The organism is Janthinobacterium sp. HH104 (assembly GCF_001758715.1).
Classification (GTDB): Bacteria; Pseudomonadota; Gammaproteobacteria; order Burkholderiales; family Burkholderiaceae_D; genus Janthinobacterium; species Janthinobacterium aestuarii.
Window position 1 is genome coordinate 57,564 of the sequence record NZ_LRIB01000036.1, and the last position, 20,008, is coordinate 77,571.

Consider the following 20,008-nt stretch of genomic DNA (forward strand, 5'->3'; position numbering starts at 1 on the left):
TTTGCCCCCCTGTTCCTCCGATGGCAACAAGGTACTTGACTCGATAATGCTCCATGCCCAGTCCGTATTGCGCCTAGCCAGGCCGCAGGACTTCACCGGAGTTGATTGATGTCGGAAGACAGCGACGCAGAAAAGACCGAAGCCGCGTCACCGAAGCGCCTCGAGCAGGCGCGTGAGGAAGGCGACGTTCCGCGATCGCGTGAAGTGGCCACGTTTACGGTGTTGATGGCGTCCGGCTGCTGCCTGTGGTTTGCCGGCGACGCCATCGTGCGGCGGCTGACGGCTGTCATGGTTTCCGGGCTGACGCTGGACCGGGAGCAGATACTCAATCCCGACGCGATGATGTTGCGCATCGGCTATGACGTGGGCTCGGTCTTGCTGACCTGCCTGCCGTACGCCGCGGCCATCATGCTCGTCGCCCTGGCCTCGCCCGTGCTGGTGGGCGGCTGGCTGTTCAGCTCCAAGGCGTTCACCCCCAATTTTGGCAAGCTCAACCCGATTCGTGGCCTGGGCAATATGTTTTCGAAGAATGCGCTGGTGGAGCTGCTCAAGGCCATTGCCAAGACCCTCGTCGTCGGCGTCGTCGCCTGGATGGTGATGCAGCATCAAAAGGATGCCGTGCTGGGCCTGTCGGTGGAATCCTTGCGCGCCGGTTCGGCCCATTTGATCAGCCTGCTGATCACGGCCTTTTTGCTGATCGTCGGCGCCCTGGGCCTGATCGCCGCCATCGACGGTCCGTACCAGATGTGGCACTACGCCAACAAGATGAAAATGACCTTGCAGGAAGTCAAGCAAGAGTCGAAGGAGTCGGACGGCAATCCGCAGATCAAGGCGAAGATACGCCAGATGCAACATGAAATGTCGCGCCGCCGCATGATGGCCGACGTGCCGACGGCCGACGTGGTGGTAACCAATCCTACGCACTACGCCGTGGCCTTGAAGTATGGCGAGAATTCGCGCGGCGCACCGCAGGTGGTGGCCAAGGGCATCGACGAAGTGGCGGCGAAGATCCGCGAACTGGCCGGCGAACACAAGGTCGCCATCCTCGAAGCGCCGGCCCTGGCGCGCGCGCTGTACAAGCACACGGACATCGGCGACGAGATTCCCGAGGCGCTGTACGGCGCCGTGGCCGAAGTGCTGGCCTACGTGTTCCAGCTGCGCAGCTACGGCAGCGGCCACGGCGAGCGCCCCGACAAGCCGAAAAAACTCGATGTCCCGCCCGAGCTCGACCCGCTCGACCCCGCATCGCAGACCAAACCCGCAGCAGACGCGGCAGACAAGAATAAAGGAAGCACACCATGAACGGCCTGACCATGCCAGCCTGGCTCAGCGGATTGAAAGGCAACGCCAGCAAGGGCCTCGCCGCGCCGATCATCATCATCATGCTGCTGGCGATGATGGTGCTGCCGCTGCCCGCCTTCATCCTCGACATCTTCTTCAGCTTCAATATCGCACTGTCCATCATCGTGCTGCTGACGGCGCTGTACACGGTCAAGCCGCTCGACTTCATGGCGTTCCCGACCATTTTGCTCGTGTCGACCATGCTGCGCCTGTCGCTGAACGTGGCGTCCACGCGCGTGGTGCTGACGGAAGGCCATACGGGTGCCGACGCGGCCGGTAAAGTGATTGAAGCGTTCGGTCACTTCCTGATCGGCGGCAACTTCACGGTCGGTATCGTGGTCTTCATTATTTTGACGATCATTAACTTTACTGTCGTGACCAAGGGTGCGGGCCGTATCGCCGAGGTGGGCGCCCGCTTCGCGCTGGACGCCATGCCTGGTAAACAGATGGCCATCGATGCTGACCTGAACGCCGGCCTGATCGGCGAAGACGAAGCGCGCCGCCGCCGCACGGAAGTGGCGCAGGAAGCGGAATTCTATGGCGCCATGGACGGTGCCAGCAAATACGTGCGCGGCGACGCCATCGCCGGCATCATGGTGACCGTCATCAATATCGTCGGCGGCTTGCTGGTGGGCTTGCTGCAGCATGACATGGGCTTTGCCGACGCACTCAAGAACTACACCTTGCTGGCCATCGGTGACGGCCTGGTGGCGCAGATTCCTTCGCTGATCATTTCCACGGCGGCCGGTATCGTTGTCTCACGCGTGGCCAGCGAACAGGACATCGGCACCCAGCTGGTGGGCCAGCTGTTTGCGAAACCGCAAGTGCTGTATATTACCGCCGGCATCATCGGCGGCATGGGCTTGATCCCCGGCATGCCGAACATGGTCTTCATCCTGCTGGCCTCGCTGCTGGCCGGCTCCGCCTATTTGATCAGCAAGAAGCGCACGCAGGAAAAAGAAGCGGCCGAGAAACCGGCCGAAGCGCCGCAGGCGACCGTGGCGCCCGAGCAGGAAGAAGCTAGCTGGCAAGACATCATGCCCGTCGACACCCTGGGCCTGGAAGTCGGCTACCGCTTGATTCCCCTGGTCGACAAGACGCAGGGCGGCGAATTGCTCAAGCGTATCAAGGGCATCCGCAAGAAATTCGCCCAGGAAGTGGGCTTCCTGGCGCCGCCCGTGCATATCCGCGACAACCTGGAATTGAAGCCGTCCGCCTACCGCATCACCTTGAAAGGCGTGGAAGTGGGCGTGGGCGAAGCGTTCAACGGCCAGTTCCTGGCGATTAACCCCGGCATGGCCAGCGGCACCTTGCCGGGCCTGGCCACGAGCGACCCCGCTTTCGGCTTGCCGGCTACCTGGATCGACGCCAGCCTGCGCGACCAGGCCCAATCGATGGGCTACACGGTCGTCGATGCGGGCACCGTGGTGGCCACGCACTTGAACCATTTGATCACCTCGCATGCGTCCGAGTTGCTGGGCCGCGCGGAAGTACAGTCGCTGCTCGACCACCTGGGCAAGGACGCGCCGCGCCTGGTGGAAGATCTGGTGCCGAAGATGCTGTCGCTGTCGGCTCTGCAAAAAGTGCTGCAGAACCTGCTGGCCGAAGGCGTGCACATCCGCGACATGCGCACCATCATCGAAACCCTGGCCGAGTACACGGTCAGCACGCAAGACCCGAACGAGCTGACGGCGCTGGTGCGCGTGTCCCTGGGCCGCGCCATTGTGCAGCAACTGTTCCCCGGTGCGGCCGAGCTGTCCGTGATGACGCTCGACAGCCGCTTGGAACGCCTGCTGATGCAAGCGATGGGCAATGGCGGCGACGGCGCCGGCATCGAGCCCGGCCTGGCCGACACCATCGCCCACCAGGCGGGCCTGGCTGCCCAGCAGCAGGAAGCGCTGGGCCTGACACCGGTGCTGCTGGTGCCGGCGCCGCTGCGCGCCCTGCTGTCGCGCTTCCTGCGCCGCGCCTTGCCTCAACTCAAAGTGCTGTCGCATGCGGAAGTGCCGGAAACCAAGACGATCCGCGTCACGGCGCTGGTGGGTGCGCAGTAGTTGACAGAGTTAATGCCGGGGTCAGACCCGCCGGGTCTGACCCCAGCCTTCGTTTGGGTCAAAAAAACATCAATTTCCTCCCGGCAAACTGAATAACGGGTACTTTCCCGTCCTGTTCCTTCGATCGTTTCCTGCAAGCATCGCTAATAATGGAAACTGTCCGAGTGATCTGTGTCCATGTGGAAGACAGCACTCAAGCAACAGGAGTCGATGATGGTCACACAGTTCAGCCAATATTGCGCCACCCCCGCCTTGGGAGGCCGGTCATGAATGTGAAGAAATTTACGGGCGCCTCGTCGCGCGATGCGCTGCGCAAGGTGCGCGAAGCGCTGGGCCCCGATGCCGTGATCCTGTCGAACCGCCAGGCCGATGGCGTGGTGGAAATCCTCGCGCTGGCCAATGACGATGCCGCTTCGCTCGCTTCGCCGCCGGCCGCGTCCGAAATGGCCCAGCCCCGTCCCCAGTTGCAGACCCAGTTCGCCACGCCGCAGCGTCCGGCCGCCCCGGCCCAGCGCCCGGCTGCGCCCCGTCCTGCCGCACCGCGCCAGGCTGCCTCCGAGCCAGTGGACATGGCCCGCATGCAGCAGATGATGGCCAGCGCGCTGGCGCACGTCAAAGAGAACGCCGCCGCCGAGATGAGCGGCATGATGAATGAAATCCGCGCCATGCGCGGCATGATGGAAACCCAGCTGGCGGAAATTTCGTGGGGTTCGACGCAGCAGCGCGAGCCGCAAAAAGCCGTCGTGCTGCGCGAAATGCTGGCCGCCGGCTTTTCCGCCAGCCTGGCGCGCTACCTGATCGACAAGCTGCCCGCCGGCCTCGACGGTGCGCAAAGCATGCGCTGGATCAAGACCGTCCTCAGCCGCAACCTGAACACGGTGGCCAATGAAGACGCCATGCTGGAGCAGGGCGGCGTATTTGCCCTGGTGGGCCCGACCGGTGTCGGCAAGACCACCAGCACGGCCAAGCTGGCGGCCCGCTGCGTGATGCGCCACGGCCCGGAAAAGCTGGCCCTGATCACCACCGATGCCTATCGTATCGGCGCGCATGAGCAGCTGCGCATCTACGGCAAGATCCTCGGCGTGATGGTGCATTCCGTGAAAGATGAAGCGGACTTGCGCATCGCCTTGAAAGAATTGAAGAACAAGCACACGGTGCTGATCGATACGGTGGGCGTGAGCCAGCGCGACCAGATGGTGACGGAACAGGTGGCCATGCTGTCGGGCGCCGGCGCCGACGTGAAGCGTTTGCTGTGCCTGAACTCCACGGCGACCCAGGAAACCCTCAACGAAGTGGTGCGCGCCTATCAGGGCAGCGGCCTGGCTGGCTGCATCATGACCAAGCTCGATGAAGCGGCGTCGATCGGCAACGTGCTCGACGTGGTGATCCGCCAGAAGCTGAACCTGTTCTATGTGTCGAACGGCCAGCGCGTGCCGGAAGACCTGTACCTGGCCGACCGTGGCTACCTGATCGACCGTGCCTTCAAGCTCAAGCGCGACTCGGCGGCCACGCAGTTTTCCGATGCCGAACTGCCGCTCCTGATGGCGCAGGCGGCCGCCCGCAACAATGAAGCGCGCGGGGTGCATCTTGGCTAATTTTGATTTCGACCAGGCTGAAGGCTTGCGCCGCATGCTGGCCGGCCCGCAGCCGCGCGTCATGACGTTCCTCTCGGCCACGCCGCAGGACGACAAGGGCGCCATGCTGGTTAACCTGGGTGCTTCGCTCGTCTATGGCGGCAATGACGTGCTGCTGCTCGACGCCAGCGGCGGCAGCGATGGTGTGGCCGCGCGCCTGGGACTGGCGCACGGCGCCAGCCTGCGCGACGTGGCGCGCCAGCAGTGCGGCTTGAACCAGGTCATCCACCAGGTGCCGCAAGGCTTTGGCGTGGCCAGCCTGGGCGCGCGCAACCACCTGATGGACAGCATGGACTATGCGGGCGAGGAGGAGCTGCGCCGCCTGGGCAAGACTTTCGACGTGCTGGCGCGCCGGAGCGGCATCGTGCTGGTCGACGGCGTCGTGGCAGACGAGGGCGCCTGTTTCCCCGTGCCCTTGATGGCGTCGTCCGATATCGTCGTGCAAGTGTCGACCAGCGCCACCTCGATCAAGGCGGCGTACTGCCTGATCAAGCGCCTGAGCCAGGAACTGGGACGCCGTCCGTTCGGTATTCTCGTCACCGGCGCTTCCGAATCCGAAGCAAAAGTGGTATACGATAATATGGCACAGGCGGCGAGCCGTTACCTGGCCGTGAAGCTGACGTCGATGGGTTCGGTGCCTGCCGATGAGTATCTGCACCGCGCGGCGCGCCTGGGCCGCAGCGTGGTCGATGCGTTTCCGCTGGCCGGCGCCTCGGTGGCGTTTCGCGGACTGGCCGAGCGGCTGGCCCGTTCGGCGGCGCCCGTGCTCGGCGGCACCTTGTACCAGACGGGGAGCCCGCACCAGTTCAGCGCCTGAAGCCAACCGTAGCACCAGATAAGATGAGAAAACAATAAGCAGCCTATGTACACGGTCAAAGGGAAATCGAACAAGGACTATTTGCTGACGGAGCACATTCCGCTGGTGAAGCGTCTGGCGCACCATATGAAGGCGAAATTGCCGCCTTCGGTCGAGGTCGATGACCTGATCCAGGCCGGCATGATCGGCCTGCTCGATGCCATCAGCCGCTATGAAGAGACGCATGGCGCGCAGTTCGAGACGTATGCCGTGCTGCGCATCCGCGGCGCCATGCTCGACGAATTGCGCACCAGCGACTGGTTGCCGCGCAGCATGCGCCAGAACATGCGCAAGATCGAAGAGGCGATGAGCACCTTGCAGCAGCGCCTCGGCCATCCACCGACAGAGTCGGAAGTGGCGAAACTGCTCAAGATGTCGCTGGCCGACTACCAGGAAATGCTGGGCGACGGCGGCGGCCACCAGCTCGTGTACTACGAAGACTTTCATGACCCGGACGGCAATGACAGCTTCCTCGACCGCCATTGCGTGGACGAGGACAGCGACCCCTTGCGTTCCCTGCTCGATACCGATTTCCGGCAATCCGTGATCGATGCCATCGACGCGCTGCCACCACGCGAGAAAATACTCATGGGCCTGTATTACGAAGAAGAGCTGAACCTGAAGGAGATCGGCGCGGTGATGGGCGTATCCGAATCGCGCGTCTCGCAACTGCATACCCAGGCCGTCGCGCGCCTGCGCGCAACCTTGAGGGAGCAGGCGTGGACTGGTCCAGCGTAATCGGGCTGGCGCTGGCGCTGGCGGGCCTCTTGGTCGGCCAGGCACTGGAAGGCGGCAAGATGGCCTCCCTGCTGCAGCCGGCCGCCTTTGCCATCGTGGTCATCGGCACTTTCGGCGCCGTGCTGCTGCAAACGCGGCTGCGCACTTTCGTGCGCGGCCTGGAAATGCTGCGCTGGGTCTTCCTGCCGCCAGCCGACACGCGTGCCGCGCTGGCGCGCGATATCGGGCAATGGAGCTTGACGGCGCGCCGCGATGGCCCGCTGGCGCTCGAGCGCCTGATGGAAAACACGGCCGACCGCTTCAACGCCAAGGGCTTGCGGATGATCGTCGACGGCATCGCGCCGGACAAGCTGCGCCAGCTGCTCGACGTGGAAATCTCCGCCTACGAAATGGCGGAGCGCCAGGCCGTCAAGGTGTGGGAGTCGGCGGCCGGCTATTCGCCCACCATCGGTATTCTGGGCGCCGTGCTGGGCCTGATCCACGTGATGGAAAACCTCACCGACCCAAGTAAATTAGGCAGCGGCATCGCCGTGGCGTTTGTCTCCACCATCTATGGCGTCGGCCTGGCCAACCTGCTGTTCCTGCCGGTGGCGAATAAACTCAAGGCCATCGTTTCGCGCCGCGTGCTGCAGTACGAAATCACGGCCGCCGTGCTGTACGACATCGCCACGGGCGACCACACGCGCATCATCGAAGAGCGCGTTTCCAGCCTGCTGCACGAGCACTGACCATGATGCGGCGCGCGCGCAGGAAGTATGACGAGGAACCGGACAACCAGGACCGCTGGCTGATCTCGTACGCCGACTTCATCACCCTGCTGTTCGCGTTCTTTGTCGTCATGTACGCCATTTCGCAAGTCAACGAAGGCAAGTACCGCGTCTTCCAGAACGCCATCGGCCAGGCCTTCAGCCTGGAAAAGGGCGCGCCGCCCATCATCATGGAAGCGCCGCAAGCGATCCCGCTGCCGAATCCCGCCCTGAAACGCCGCACGGAAGCCATCCGCCGCGAGCGTGAACACATGACGCGCCTGGCGCAGGACTTGACGTCGACCCTGGCGCCGCTGGTCAAGGAAGGCAAGGTGCGGGTCACGCAGACGAGCCGCGGCGTGAGCGTGGAAATCAATGCCAGCGTGCTGTTCGACCCGGGCGCGGCGCGCCTGACGGCTGAGTCGGACCAGGCCCTGCGCGCCGTCGCCGTGCTGCTCAAGGACGATACGCATGACGTGCAGGTGGAAGGGCATACGGACGTGCAGCCGATCAGCAATTCCAACTTTGCCTCGAACTGGGAATTGTCGGCCGCGCGCGCCAGCGCCGTGGTGCGCCTGTTCATTGCCAGCGGCGTCAAGGCGTCGCGCCTGACGGCCGTCGGTCACGCCGACAATATCCCCGTGGCGCCCAATGAAACGGCGGAAGGGCGCGCGCGCAACCGCCGGGTCGCCGTGACGATCCTCTCGGGCATCCCGGAAACGGTGATGGAAGTGCCGACAGCGCCCGTGGCGCCGGCACCGGCACCTGCTCCGGCCAACTGACGGTCGTCAACTGCGGGCCGCCGCTTGGTACAATCGCGGCCTTCTTTCTTTTTATTTCTCCATCATGAAAAGCAGCTCCCAGGGCGGTCTCGTCTACTCCACCGAAACGGGCCGCATGTGTCCGGCCTGCCGCCAGCCGCTGGCGCAATGCGCGTGCAAGGCGCAAGCGAAGGCGGCGCCGGCGGGCGACGGCGTGGTGCGCGTGTCGCGCCAGACCAAGGGCCGCGGTGGCAAGAGCGTCACCGTGGTCAAGGGCTTGCCGCTGGACGCCATCGCGCTGGCCCTGCTGGGCAAGCAGCTGCGCACGCAGTGCGGCTCGGGCGGCACGGTCAAGGATGGCGTGATCGAAGTGCAGGGCGACCATGTCGACACCATTCTTGCCGCGCTGACCAGGCTGGGCCACCAGCCGAAAAAGGCGGGCGGCTAGCCGGGGCGCGTGCGTGCGGAGGCGTGCGGCCCGCTGCCGTGCGCCTGTGGTAACGTGCATTTCCTTTTATGCGCCACCTCATATGAATAACAAACTGACCGGTATCGCCATCGCCGCTGCCATCGCGGCAGTGCTGGCGGTCGTGTATTGGCCCGCGCCCGATGGCGGCGCACCGGACGCTGCCGCCACTGCTGCCGCCAGCGGGCCGCCGGGGCGCAGCCTGGCATCGTATTTGAATATCGATGCCACCCCGGCCGCCGATGCCGCGCCTGTTGTCGTGCCCCTGGCGCAGCGGCTCGAGCGCCTGGCCTCCAGCGGCAAGCCGGAAGACGCGTATGCGGCCTATAACCTGATCGACGACTGCATCGTTTTCCAGCGCGAAAGCCGCTTGCCGGGGATGGAATTCGAGCTGGGACGCGAGATGACGGCGGAAGAAAAAGCAGTCCAGCAGCAGTTGTGCGCGGGCATGACGCAGCGCCAGCGCGAGGATCGCCTTGGCTACCTGGCCACTGCCGCGCAAGGCGGCGTGCCGGGCGCGGCCACCCTGTTCCTGTCGGAAGGTCCGTTCGGCGACCGCAGCGCGCTGCGCAACCGTCCCGACGATCCGCTGGTGCAGGCCTGGAAGCGGCAAGCGATCGCCCAGCTGACAACACAGGCGGACGCGGCGGAACTGAGCAGCGTGTCGACCCTGATGATGGCCTATCTGCGCGATGGCGACGTGGTGCAGAAGGACGCGCCGCAAGCGTATGGCTACCTGCTGGCCCTGCGCATGGTCTACAACGACATCCTCACGCCAGGCACGACGAACCCTTACCAGGATGAATACTGGCACTGGCTGCAAAACGAGCTGACGCCGGAACAGCAGGCCGCCGCCCTCACCAAGGCGAATGGCATCGCCGCGAAATTCCGCCAGCATACGGGCCGGCCCGCGCACGGTTGAGTGCGTAGGCCAGCCCCTGCCTGGGCTGGCCCGTGCAGAGGCCAGCCCGTGCGTGGAACCGCCGCGCCTGCCCCGTGTCTGCCAGCTACGGCAGTGCTTGCAGGCGCCCCGATGCCGGTCAGGCAGCCGTTTTGCGGCGCCGTATGCTATACCCGATCAGGCCCAGTCCCGCCAGCAGCATGCCATAGGTTTCCGGTTCCGGTACGGCCGTGGTGATGGAAATGTCCAGCACGGAATCACGCACGCCGATGCCGCTTGCCACCAAGGTGTAGGTGCCAGGTCCCAGCAGGCCGTCGAAGGTCGAATGGGCAAACGCACCCAGCACGCCGGTGAAGGTATCCGATTGCACCAGGTTATTACTGGAGTCGAACAGGTCAATGTTGACGCCAGTCAGGCGGGGACCGAAGTCGTTGGCGCCCGTGACCAGCCAGGCCGCGTTGCCCGTGAACGACTGCACGCCGGCGCCGACCGTAAACGTGGTCGTTTGCAGCAGCGAGCCGCGCTCCGTCGTGAAGGTGTCGACGAACAAGGTGTCTTGCGCCAGCAGCGGCGTGGCCACCACGGCGGTCGATACGAGGTGGTTATAGAACACGGCTTGCGTTTCGGCCTGCGCGACCGGCGCCAGCAGGGTGCAGCCGAGCAGCAGCGCCGCGCCAGCCTTGCTTACTGAGAGAGAGTTCATATCATGCTCCTGTGTACTTGCGATTGAGGTGGTGTGCGTCGTGGCGCAGCGCAAAAGCGCAGGCTGGGGCGTGAAATGGATCAGCTATGCCTGCGGGAACGATGTTCGTGTCGGCGAGGAAAGTCCCACCTGGAGATGTACGGCGTACGCCAAGGATTAGCATATAGTCATCACCTGTCTCAAGTTTGAGCATGCTCAAACGTGCGGCGTCAAAAAGGGCTTGTGTTGTTTCTGCGTGCGGTGTTGTGGGGGGATGCGGACGCGCTGGCACCGCCGCAGTCTCCCTGGAGGGAGCGACACGGCGATGATGTTCTCGATGGCAGCCGTATGGGTGCTGCTGCTGGGGACGGCGTCAGGCGTGCAGCAATGGCTTCTTGCTGGGGTGAAACGGGAAGACGCTTAGCCGATAACGACGCGCCGGCTGGCCGGGTTCGACATCGGTTGGCCGCTGGGGCCGTAGAAATTGCCGCTTTGGGCCGTGGGGCGCATGGCGTTCAGGGCGCCTTGCGTGTGCAGCATGTGCTTGTTGACCAGCAGGCTGTTCAGCCGGTTCTGTTCCTTCGCTTCGCGCGTCGTCTCGAGCAGTGCTTTCCACAGGGGAGCCGCCTCGGCTTCGCTGGCGCTGACCAGCCAGTCTTCCATGCCCGCTTCGGCGGCGGTAAAGCCTGCTGCCGCCAGCGCCTGGTGGCGTTGCGCCGCCAATTGGCTCAATTGTCCTACGAGTGCCGTCTTGCGCACCGTGAGCTCCGTGATTGCATCGATGTCAGCGGCAACCAGATGCCGCTGTTCTTCTTTCATCAATGCCAGCAATGTGGTCATGAGCTGTTGCTCGTCGCGCAGGCTGGAAAATGGAGTCACTGATTGCATGAGGGAACCTATCTATTTCGTGAGTGCAGCAAGTCCTTGACTGTGTCGAGGAGACCGTCCGCCACTTTTTCAGAGTTGACCTGGAACTGGCCGTCGGCGATCGCCAGCTTGATGCGTTCGACTTTTTTCGTGTCGAACACGGCGCCGCTGCCGGCAGTTGCACTGGCCGCTAATGCCTGTCCTTGCGGCGACAGGCGTACATTGTCCGACGTCGTCGGTGTTGCCTGGGCTTTCTCGGCATTCCGGGCGCCGGAGGTGCTCGCGGGCGCCACCGGCAGGCCGGGATTGCTTTTAATGGTGTTATCGGTAATTTTCACAGCGTGATCCTCGTCTGGTCGAAGTCAAAAAACTCCGGGATATGTGTCATTATCGGCACCTTCTTCCGAAACTTTAGTGCGCCAGACCACAATATCGCTGTCCATCCGGGTTTAAAAGGCGACCTCCACCAAGCCGCCCGCGCGCGCCACGCCGCTGATCTGCTGCCCGCTCTGCGTGCGCACCTGCACCGTCTGGCCATCGCCTGCGCTGCCGATGGCGCGTCCTTCTGATGCCACCTGGAAACCGTTGCCACTGGAAACTACACGCACCAGCTGGCCCTGCATCACCACCGGCTTGCGGCGCAGGGTGTCGAGGCGCATCGGCGTGCCTGGTGGCAAGGAAATATTCGTGCTCGCCCCTACTACCTGGGCCATGTCCGTGGCGATACCTGCCGGCAATGCGGCCAGGTCGCCCTGCATCGTCACCAGCTGGCTGGCGTCGATGGCTTGTCCTTGCGCCAGCGGCACGGCGCTGGCCACGTAGTCGCCCACGACGGCCACGTTCGCCTGCAAATAGATAGTCCAGCTGGAGGGCGCCGTGCAGCGTACGCCGACGGTGGTCTTGCCCCAGGCGCGCGCGCCCGGTGCCATGAACGCTTGCGGCGCGGGGCAGGCTGCCAGGTTCAGGCGCGGATCGACGGCGCCGACGGTGATGGTCACCTTGCCCGGCAAGCCATTGCTTTGCACTTGCAGGAATTGTTCCACGCTGTTGCGCAGCGCTTCCGGCGTTTGCCGGCCGGCGTTTTGCGCCTGGGCCAGCAGTGGCAGGGCGGCAAGAGCGAAGAGGAAAGCAAGCGGTGTTTTCATGGTGATAGGCCTCTGGAATACTGCCATGATAGTGGGCGAGGCCCTGTTCGAAGCGCCGATTAAGGGGTAAAAGTACGGTCTGATCCGGCGATGGTCTTGCTGATGGGCACCGTACTATGTTTCCTGTCATCACTATACCGCCATCCTTCCGCCATCTCGGGCGCCAGTGGCAGATCTTTCCGGAGCCTGACATGATAGGGAAACTCGACGATTACATGCGCTTCAACGAGACGGCGCTGAGCTTGCGCTCGACGCGCCAGGAATTGCTCGCCTCGAATATCGCCAATGCCGACACGCCCAACTACAAGGCGCGCGATGTCGATTTCGCCGCCGCCCTGAAGGGCGCGATGGCGCGCAAGGATGGCGTGCCGCCGGCCCTGAGGGGCACGGCGCCACAGCATATGCCGGGCAAGGGCGTGGCTGCCGCAGCGGGCGCGGCCGGCGGCGGCAAGGTCGAGACCCTGGCCGACGGCACGCCGCTGCTGTACCGCGCGCCTGCCCAGGGCGCCGTCGATGGCAACACGGTCGACATGGACCTCGAGCGCAATGCCTTTGCCGACAACGCCATCCGCTACGAGGCGGCCGTGACGTTCCTCAACTCGCAGATCAAGGGCATGCTGACGGCCATCCAGGGAGGACAATAATCATGTCGCTATTTAATATCTTCAATGTTTCCGGTTCAGCCATGAGCGCCCAGGCGCAGCGCCTGAACACGGTGGCCAGCAACCTGGCCAATGCCGACAGTGCCACCAGTGCCACGGGCGAAGCCTACCGCGCCAAGCAGGTGGTGTTCGAGGCCGTGCCCATGGCCAACGGCGCCACGGCCGTCAAGGTGCAGAAGGTGATCGAAGACCCGTCGCCGATGAAGCTGGTCTACGACCCGAAGAACCCGCTGGCTGACGAAAAGGGCTACGTCACCATGCCCAACGTGAATACGGTCGACGAGATGGTCAACATGCTGTCGGCTTCGCGTTCGTACCAGACCAACGTGGAAACCATGAACGCGGCCAAGTCGCTGCTCCTGAAAACCCTCACCATCGGCCAATAAGGCTGACTGACCATTATGGCAACCATCGATACCAGCACCGCCACCGTCACCGACCTGATGGCGACGATGAATCCGAAGAAGAACACGGCCGCGAAAGGCAGTGTCGAGGAAGAAACGAACAAATTCCTGACCCTGCTGGTGACCCAGCTGCAAAACCAGGACCCGATGAACCCGTTGGACAATGCGCAGCTGACGAGCCAGCTGGCCCAGTTGTCCACGGTGACGGGCGTCAACAAGCTCAATACCACCCTGGAAACGCTCAAGACCAGCTACCAGCAGGCCGAATCCATGCAGGCGGCCAATATCATCGGCCACGGCGTGTTGACGGCAGGCAAGAACATCACCTTGACCAAGAGCGCGGCTCTGCTGGGCGTGGACCTGGCGACGCCGGCCGACAAGGTCAAGGTCATCATCTACAACAGTACGGGCAAGGAAGTCCATTCCATCGACCTGGGCCCGCAGGACGCGGGTACCTTGCCGCTGGGCTGGAACGGCTCCACGGCCGAGCTCGACAAGGATGGCAAGAACATCGTGCTGCCTGACGGCGCCTACACCTTCTCGGTGGAAGCCACGCGCGGCGGCGCCAAGCTGACCGATGCGGCGGCGTTGATGTTCGGCTCGGTTGCCAGCGTGTCGACGGGCGCGGGTGGCGTGAAATTGAACGTGCCAGGCGTGGGCAGCATCACCATGGCCGATGTGAAACAGATTTTGTAAGCAAGCCGCTCATTTGTAGCGTAGACCCTCTACCCCTAATTTCTACCAGGAGAACACAATGTCTTTCCAACAAGGCCTGAGCGGCTTGAACGGCGCCGCCAAATCGCTGGACGTCATCGGCAACAATATCGCCAACTCGGCCACCGTGGGTTTCAAGCAATCGCAGGCGCAGTTCGCCGACATCTATGCCAACTCGCTGTATGGCGTGGGCGGCAACCAGCCCGGTATCGGCGTATCCGTGTCGCAAGTGGCGCAGCTGTTCAACCAGGGTAACCTGGAGAGCTCGTCCAATCCGCTCGACATCGCCATCAATGGCGGCGGTTTCTTTCGCACCAGCGTGAACGGCGCCATCCAGTATTCGCGCAACGGCCAGTTCCAGGTCGACAAGAGCGGCTTCATCATCAATGCGCAGAAAGCCCAGCTGACCGGCTATCCGGCCGATGCGAACGGCAAGATCCTGGCCGGCGCCACCGTGCCGCTGCAGATCGACCCGTCCGACATGGCGCCGCAGGCGACCACCAAGGTCGATACCCAGGTCAACCTCGATTCCAACTCGGCCATGCCGACCGTGGTGCCGTTCAGCGTGGGCGAGCAAAAATCGTGGACCAAGCAATTCCCCGTGCCCGTCTTCGATTCACTGGGCAATGCGCACACCATGTCCAATTTCTACGTCAAGACGGGCACCAATACGTGGGATGTCTACACGGCCACTGACGGCAAGGAAATCACCAGCGCGAAAGTAGCGTCCGCGGCGCAGACCGATGCCGCCTCGCTGGCTGCGCGCGCCGCCTACCAGGCCGCCGTCACGGCCGTGCCGCTGGTACCGGCCAATATCACGGCCGCCGCCGTCGCCTACGGCAATGCGGCCGGCGCCGCCGTGCGCACCGCCGCCGCCGCGGCCGGCGCCAGCCCCGCCCAGCTGGCCGCCATCAGCGCCACCTTTGGCAGCGCCGTGCCCAATGGCGTCAATTCCAGCCTGACGCCAGATCAGATCGACACCAATATTTCCTCGGTGACGGAGGTGCCCGCCGTGAAGTCGGCTTCGCTGGTGTTCAACAGCGTCGGCAGCCTGGACAAGGCCGCCATGCTGGGCCTGACGCCGCCGCAAACCTTGCCGGTAACGGTGAACCTGCCCGTCTTCCCCGCCACGGGCGCGAACGCGAACCTGGCGATCAAGGTCGACTTCACCAATTCCACCCAGCTCAGCTCGTCCACCAGCGAAAAGCGCACCGTGGCCGATGGCTATGCGGCCGGCCAGCTGAGCCGTTTCGTCGTGGGTTCCGATGGCGTGATCCAGGGCCAGTACAACAATGGCAAGACGCGCGATCTGGGCCAGGTGGTGCTGACCAACTTTTCCAATCCGAATGGCCTCGAACCGCTGGGTAACAATGCCTGGGCGGAAAGTTCGACCTCGGGCAGCCCCATGACGGGCGAGCCGAGCTCGGGCAACTTGGGCGACTTGCGCGCCTCGGCCGTGGAAGTGTCGAACGTGGACTTGACGGCGGAACTGGTCAACATGATCACGGCCCAGCGCGCCTACCAGGCGAATGCGCAGACCATCAAGACGCAGGATTCCGTTTTACAGACCCTCGTCAACCTGCGTTAAGAGTAAGGGGAGCCGTCCTCGGACGGCTCCCCGCTTTCGTTTTGCACGGAGAAAACACATGGACCGTCTCATCTACACCGCCGGCTCGGGCGCCAAGCACATCCTGGACAAGCAGGCGACTACGGCGAACAACCTGGCGAACGCCACCAGCACGGGTTTCCGTGCCCAGCTCGACTCGTTCCGCGCCGTGCCCGTGGTGGCCGACGGCATGATGCCGACGCGCGCCTTTGTCGTCGATTCGACGGTCGGTTCCGATTTCACGCAAGGGCCGATGCAGCACACGGGCCGCGCGCTCGACGTGGCCGTGGAAAACGGCGGCTGGATCGCGGTGCAGTCGGCCGACGGTTCCGAAGCCTACACGCGCAACGGCGCCTTGAAGCTCAATGAAAACGGCATGCTGCAAACGCAGTCGGGCCTGATGGTGCAGGGCGATACGGGCCCCATGGCCATTCCGCCCGGCGTGACGGTGGCCATCGCCAGCGACGGCACGGTGGGCACGATTTCCACGGACGTGCCGCCAGGCCCGTCGACAGTGCTGGGACGCATCAAGCTGGTCAACCCGCCCGAGCAGCAGCTGGTGCGCGGCGACGACGGCCTGTTCCGCCTCAAGGATGGCACGGTGGCGCAGGCCGACCAGGCCGTCAAGCTGACCACCGGTGCGCTCGAGGGCAGCAATGTCAGCCCCGTCGACTCCATGGTCAGCATGATTGCCCTGGCGCGCCAGTTCGAAACGCAAATGAGCTTGTTGAAGAATGCCGAGAATAACGCGGCGAAAGCCACCCAGATCCTCGCTTTGAATTGATGGGGGCCACCGCATAATGGTCACATAGAAATAGTCTACAGAGCTGACTAGCGCTGTTATTGGAGAAAAATCATGATTCGTTCCCTTTGGATTGCCAAAACCGGCCTGGAAGCGCAGCAGACGCAGATGGACGTGATCGCCAATAACCTGGCCAACGTCAGCACCACGGGCTTCAAGAAGTCGCGCGCCGTGTTTGAAGACTTGCTGTATCAAAATGTGCGCCAGCCGGGCGCGCAATCGTCGCAGCAAACCCAGCTGCCATCGGGCTTGCAGATCGGCACGGGCGTACGCACCGTGGCCACCGAACGCATCCATACGCAGGGCAATCCCCAGGCATCGGGCAATTCGCGCGACGTGATGGTCAACGGCACGGGTTTCTTCCAGGTGCTGATGCCGGACGGCGCTACGGCCTACACGCGCGACGGCTCGTTCCAGACGGACGCCAACGGCCAGCTGGTGACCTCGGAAGGTTTCGTCATCCAGCCCGCCATCACCGTGCCGACCAATGCGCTGAGCCTGACCGTGGCGCGCGACGGCACCGTGTCCGTCACCTTGCCCGACACCGTGGCGCCATCGCAGATCGGCTCGCTGCAGCTGACCACCTTCGTTAATCCGGCCGGCCTGGAATCGAAGGGCGAAAACCTGTACATGGAAACGGGCGCCTCGGGCGTGGCGCAAACCAACACCCCGGGCACCAATGGCGCCGGCGTGCTGATGCAGGGCTATATCGAGACGTCGAACGTCAACGTGGCCGAGGAAATGGTCAACATGATCCAGACGCAGCGCGCCTACGAGATCAACAGCAAGGCCATCACCACATCCGATCAAATGCTGCAGAAATTGTCGCAACTTTAATTTTCATAGTCGTCATGCCATCCGCCGCCGGATGGCAGCGGAGGTTCGCCATGCAATACCCCATCATCGCTTTGTTCTCTGCAGTCCTGCTGTCCGGCTGCGCCATCACGCCTACGTCCATCGTGCAATATCCGACCACCACGCGCGCGCCGATGCCGGAACCCGTGGTCGCCAACAATGGCTCCATCTACCAGCCGTCGACCTACCGCCCCGCCTTCGAAGACCGCCGCGCGCGCCACGTGGGCGACACCATGACGATCGCCATCACCGAGCGCACGAATGCCGTCAAGGCGGGCGCCAGTTCCGGCAACAAGTCGGGCAGCGTGGGCTTCAGCACGCCGGGCATGCTGCAGGGCCGCCTGGGCGGCACCGTCTCGGCGAGTGGCGCGACGAAATTTGCCGATGGCGACAACCAGTCCGCCAGTAACACGTTTTCCGGTGTGATCGGCGTGACGGTGATTGAAGTGCTGCCGAACGGCAATCTGATCGTCGCTGGCGAAAAACAGATCGCCATGAACAAGGGCACGGAATTCATCCGCTTCTCGGGCATGGTCAATCCGGACACCATCGGCACGGGCAACGTCGTGCCGTCGACCCAGGTGGCCGACGCGCGCGTCGAATACCGCACCAACAGCCAGATCGACCGCGCTGAAATGGCCTCGATGGCGTCGCGCTTCTTCCTCAGCCTGCTGCCGTTCTGATCATGGCAACGATTACTTTCCCCCGCTTTTTAGTCATCTGCGGCCTGGCTGCTTCCCTGCTGGCGCCCGTGGCGCAGGCCGAGCGTATCAAGGACCTGGCCAGCATCGCCGGCGTGCGCCAGAATCAGCTGATGGGCTATGGCCTCGTCGTCGGCCTCGACGGCAGCGGCGACCAGACCACGCAAACCCCATTTACCATCCAGAGCGTGGCGGCCATGCTGCAGCAGCAAGGCATCAACTTGCCGCAAGGCACCAGTTTGCAGTTGAAAAACGTGGCCGCCGTGATGGTGACGACGGCCTTGCCCGCGTTTGCCCAGCCGGGCCAGCTGCTCGACGTGACGGTGTCGTCGATGGGCAATGCGAAAAGCTTGCGCGGCGGCACCTTGCTGATGACCCCGTTGAAGGGCGCCGACGGCCAGGTGTACGGCATGGCGCAGGGCAATGTGCTGGTGGGCGGCGTGGGCGCGCAGGCGGCCGGCAGCTCCGTTGTCATCAATCACCTGAGCGTGGGACGCATCTCGGGCGGCGCCACCGTCGAGCGCACCGTGCCTTCGGCGCTGGGCGCCAACAATACGATCCGCCTGGAATTGAACGCCACCGATTTCGCCACCGCCAGCCGCGTGGTCGACGCCATCAACAGCCGCTACGGCGCCGGCACGGCCGCCGCGCTCGATGGCCGCGTGATCCAGGTGCAGTCGCCGGGCGGCAGCGACCAGCGCGTGTCCTTCCTGGGCCAGCTGGAAAGCATCGAAGTCAATCCGGCCCGCCTGGCGGCCAAGGTCATCATGAATGCGCGCACCGGTTCCGTCGTGATGAACCAGTCCGTGACCCTGGAAACGTGCGCCATTTCGCACGGCAACCTGTCCGTCACCATCAATGTCGAGCCGCAAGTGAGCCAGCCGGCCCCCTTGTCGGGCGGACGCACGGTGGTCACGCAGACGGCGCAGATCGATATCAAGAAGGAACCGGGCAAGGTCATGCTGGTCAAGGGCGGCGCCTCGCTATCCGAGGTGGTGAAAGCCCTGAACGCCATCGGCGCCTCGCCGCAAGACTTGCTGGCCATCCTGCAGGCGATGAAGGCGGCCGGTTCGCTGCGCGCCGAACTTGAAATCATTTGATGGATACGCCATGATCAGCCAAACCGACCTCAGCAATACCGCCGCCTATGACGTCAAGGGCATGGATGGCTTGCGCCAGTCCGCCAAGGCGAAGGACCCCGCCGCCCTGAAAGAGGCGGCCACGCAATTCGAAGCCATGTTCATCAACATGATGATGAAAAGCATGCGCGAAGCGACGCCGCAGGACGGCATCATGGATAGCCAGCAAAGCAAGATGTACACCTCGATGCTGGATCAGCAGACGAGCCAGAACCTGGCCAAGCGCGGCACGGGCCTGGCGGACGTGCTGATCCGCCAGTTGTCGTCGTCGAACCAAGCACTGGCCGCCGATGGCGCCGAAGCGCCGTCGCCCCGTTCGTCGAGCATGGCGCAGGCGCTGGCCGCCTTCCGCCAGCAGCAGGGCGCCCTCACCGAGGGCGCGACCGGCGCCACCGGCACCGGCAAGACCCTGAGCGACAAGGCCAACGCCACGCAGGCGCCCCACGTGCGCGCCTTCCAGGAAAAGCTGGGCGTGCATGCGGAAGAGGCGAGCCGCGCCACCGGCATTCCGGCCAAGTTCATGCTGGGCCAGGCGGCGCTGGAAACGGGTTGGGGCAAACGCGAAATCATCGCCCGCGACGGCAGCAGCAGCCACAACCTGTTCGGCATCAAGGCGTCGAGCGACTGGAAGGGCAAGGTCACGGAAGCCGTCACCACGGAATATGTAAATGGCAAGGCGCAGCGCAAGGTGGAGAAATTCCGCGCCTACGACAGCTATGCGGACAGCTTCAAGGATTATGCGCAGTTGATTACCAACAATAAGCGCTACGAAAAAGTACTGGCCAGCGCGGGCGACGCCAGTACGTTCGCCCACGGCTTGCAAAAGGCCGGCTACGCGACGGACCCGAATTACGCTGCCAAATTGACAAAAATTATCAAGAATTCGCTGGTCGGCTAGCAACCCGCCGTGCTCCCGTGCAGGCCGCGCGCTTCA

22 protein-coding genes are annotated in these 20,008 nt (G+C 63.8%); 18 read left to right on the top strand and 4 right to left on the bottom strand.

Annotation, left to right across the window (positions count from 1 at the left end):
• Positions 1-108: 108 nt before the first annotated feature.
• From flhB to JAB6_RS16075, 9 genes are all read left to right on the top strand, one after another.
• Positions 109-1,302: a flagellar biosynthesis protein FlhB gene (flhB, locus tag JAB6_RS16035; protein ID WP_034754106.1), complete on the top strand. Its 1,194-nt coding sequence runs from the start codon at positions 109-111 to the stop codon at positions 1,300-1,302.
• Entirely contained in the window at positions 1,299-3,395 is a 2,097-nt protein-coding gene (gene flhA / locus JAB6_RS16040; protein WP_070303618.1) for a flagellar biosynthesis protein FlhA, read from the top strand. Before flhB ends, flhA begins: the two co-directional genes overlap by 4 nt.
• A 266-nt stretch (positions 3,396-3,661) precedes the next feature.
• Positions 3,662-4,990 carry a flagellar biosynthesis protein FlhF gene (gene flhF / locus JAB6_RS16045; RefSeq protein WP_034754102.1) on the top strand — a complete coding sequence of 443 codons (1,329 nt, stop codon included), beginning with the start codon at positions 3,662-3,664 and terminating at the stop codon, positions 4,988-4,990.
• Entirely contained in the window at positions 4,983-5,846 is an 864-nt protein-coding gene (locus JAB6_RS16050) for an antiactivator of flagellar biosynthesis FleN protein (protein WP_034754231.1), read from the top strand. The genes flhF and JAB6_RS16050 overlap by 8 nt, the downstream gene beginning before the upstream one ends.
• A gap of 45 nt (positions 5,847-5,891) precedes the next feature.
• Complete coding sequence (locus JAB6_RS16055) at positions 5,892-6,623, top strand: RNA polymerase sigma factor FliA (protein ID WP_010400804.1); 732 nt, start codon at positions 5,892-5,894, stop codon at positions 6,621-6,623.
• Positions 6,605-7,351 carry a flagellar motor protein gene (locus tag JAB6_RS16060; RefSeq protein WP_034754098.1) on the top strand — a complete coding sequence of 249 codons (747 nt, stop codon included), beginning with the start codon at positions 6,605-6,607 and terminating at the stop codon, positions 7,349-7,351. Before JAB6_RS16055 ends, JAB6_RS16060 begins: the two co-directional genes overlap by 19 nt.
• Positions 7,352-7,356: 5 nt before the next feature.
• The gene (motD, locus tag JAB6_RS16065) at positions 7,357-8,151 is read left to right on the top strand and encodes a flagellar motor protein MotD (RefSeq protein WP_034754229.1); all 795 of its coding nucleotides are present in this window, start codon (positions 7,357-7,359) and stop codon (positions 8,149-8,151) included.
• A 64-nt stretch (positions 8,152-8,215) separates the two neighbouring features.
• Positions 8,216-8,578, top strand: coding sequence for a translation initiation factor Sui1 (locus JAB6_RS16070; RefSeq protein ID WP_034754096.1), 363 nt, complete (start codon positions 8,216-8,218; stop codon positions 8,576-8,578).
• A gap of 82 nt (positions 8,579-8,660) precedes the next feature.
• On the top strand, positions 8,661-9,518 hold the full coding sequence (locus tag JAB6_RS16075; RefSeq protein ID WP_034754094.1) for a hypothetical protein: 858 nt from the start codon (positions 8,661-8,663) through the stop codon (positions 9,516-9,518).
• Between the two features lie 118 nt (positions 9,519-9,636).
• Here the strand turns inward: JAB6_RS16075 and JAB6_RS16080 are convergent, their stop codons facing one another.
• The 4 genes from JAB6_RS16080 to flgA all read right to left on the bottom strand — a co-directional run bounded on the left by JAB6_RS16080 (position 9,637) and on the right by flgA (position 12,191).
• Positions 9,637-10,200, bottom strand: a complete 564-nt coding sequence (locus JAB6_RS16080) for an FxDxF family PEP-CTERM protein (protein ID WP_051991490.1) — start codon at positions 10,198-10,200, stop codon at positions 9,637-9,639.
• Positions 10,201-10,599: 399 nt separating this feature from the next.
• Positions 10,600-11,067, bottom strand: coding sequence for a flagella synthesis protein FlgN (locus tag JAB6_RS16085; RefSeq protein ID WP_070303619.1), 468 nt, complete (start codon positions 11,065-11,067; stop codon positions 10,600-10,602).
• 8 nt (positions 11,068-11,075) lie between these two features.
• Entirely contained in the window at positions 11,076-11,384 is a 309-nt protein-coding gene (flgM, locus tag JAB6_RS16090; RefSeq protein ID WP_034787161.1) for a flagellar biosynthesis anti-sigma factor FlgM, read from the bottom strand.
• 111 nt (positions 11,385-11,495) lie between these two features.
• Positions 11,496-12,191 (bottom strand): flagellar basal body P-ring formation chaperone FlgA, encoded by a 696-nt coding sequence (gene flgA / locus JAB6_RS16095; protein ID WP_034754087.1) that lies wholly within the window; start codon positions 12,189-12,191, stop codon positions 11,496-11,498.
• Positions 12,192-12,382: 191 nt separating this feature from the next.
• On the opposite strand from flgA, the gene flgB reads away from it, so the two are divergent.
• The 9 genes from flgB (at position 12,383) to flgJ (ending at position 19,972) form a co-directional block, all read left to right on the top strand.
• Positions 12,383-12,835: a flagellar basal body rod protein FlgB gene (flgB, locus tag JAB6_RS16100; RefSeq protein ID WP_070303620.1), complete on the top strand. Its 453-nt coding sequence runs from the start codon at positions 12,383-12,385 to the stop codon at positions 12,833-12,835.
• A gap of 2 nt (positions 12,836-12,837) precedes the next feature.
• Positions 12,838-13,239, top strand: a complete 402-nt coding sequence (gene flgC / locus JAB6_RS16105; protein WP_034754081.1) for a flagellar basal body rod protein FlgC — start codon at positions 12,838-12,840, stop codon at positions 13,237-13,239.
• Positions 13,240-13,254: 15 nt separating this feature from the next.
• Positions 13,255-13,953: a flagellar hook assembly protein FlgD gene (locus tag JAB6_RS16110; protein WP_070303621.1), complete on the top strand. Its 699-nt coding sequence runs from the start codon at positions 13,255-13,257 to the stop codon at positions 13,951-13,953.
• A 58-nt stretch (positions 13,954-14,011) separates the two neighbouring features.
• Positions 14,012-15,559, top strand: a complete 1,548-nt coding sequence (locus JAB6_RS16115; RefSeq protein WP_034754076.1) for a flagellar hook protein FlgE — start codon at positions 14,012-14,014, stop codon at positions 15,557-15,559.
• 58 nt (positions 15,560-15,617) lie between these two features.
• On the top strand, positions 15,618-16,361 hold the full coding sequence (locus JAB6_RS16120; RefSeq protein ID WP_034787153.1) for a flagellar basal body rod protein FlgF: 744 nt from the start codon (positions 15,618-15,620) through the stop codon (positions 16,359-16,361).
• Between the two features lie 72 nt (positions 16,362-16,433).
• Positions 16,434-17,216 (top strand): flagellar basal-body rod protein FlgG, encoded by a 783-nt coding sequence (flgG, locus tag JAB6_RS16125; RefSeq protein WP_034754070.1) that lies wholly within the window; start codon positions 16,434-16,436, stop codon positions 17,214-17,216.
• 50 nt (positions 17,217-17,266) lie between these two features.
• Positions 17,267-17,917, top strand: coding sequence for a flagellar basal body L-ring protein FlgH (locus JAB6_RS16130; protein ID WP_070303622.1), 651 nt, complete (start codon positions 17,267-17,269; stop codon positions 17,915-17,917).
• A gap of 2 nt (positions 17,918-17,919) precedes the next feature.
• On the top strand, positions 17,920-19,035 hold the full coding sequence (locus JAB6_RS16135; RefSeq protein WP_034754065.1) for a flagellar basal body P-ring protein FlgI: 1,116 nt from the start codon (positions 17,920-17,922) through the stop codon (positions 19,033-19,035).
• Between the two features lie 10 nt (positions 19,036-19,045).
• The gene (gene flgJ, locus JAB6_RS16140) at positions 19,046-19,972 is read left to right on the top strand and encodes a flagellar assembly peptidoglycan hydrolase FlgJ (RefSeq protein ID WP_070303623.1); all 927 of its coding nucleotides are present in this window, start codon (positions 19,046-19,048) and stop codon (positions 19,970-19,972) included.
• Positions 19,973-20,008: the final 36 nt, after the last annotated feature.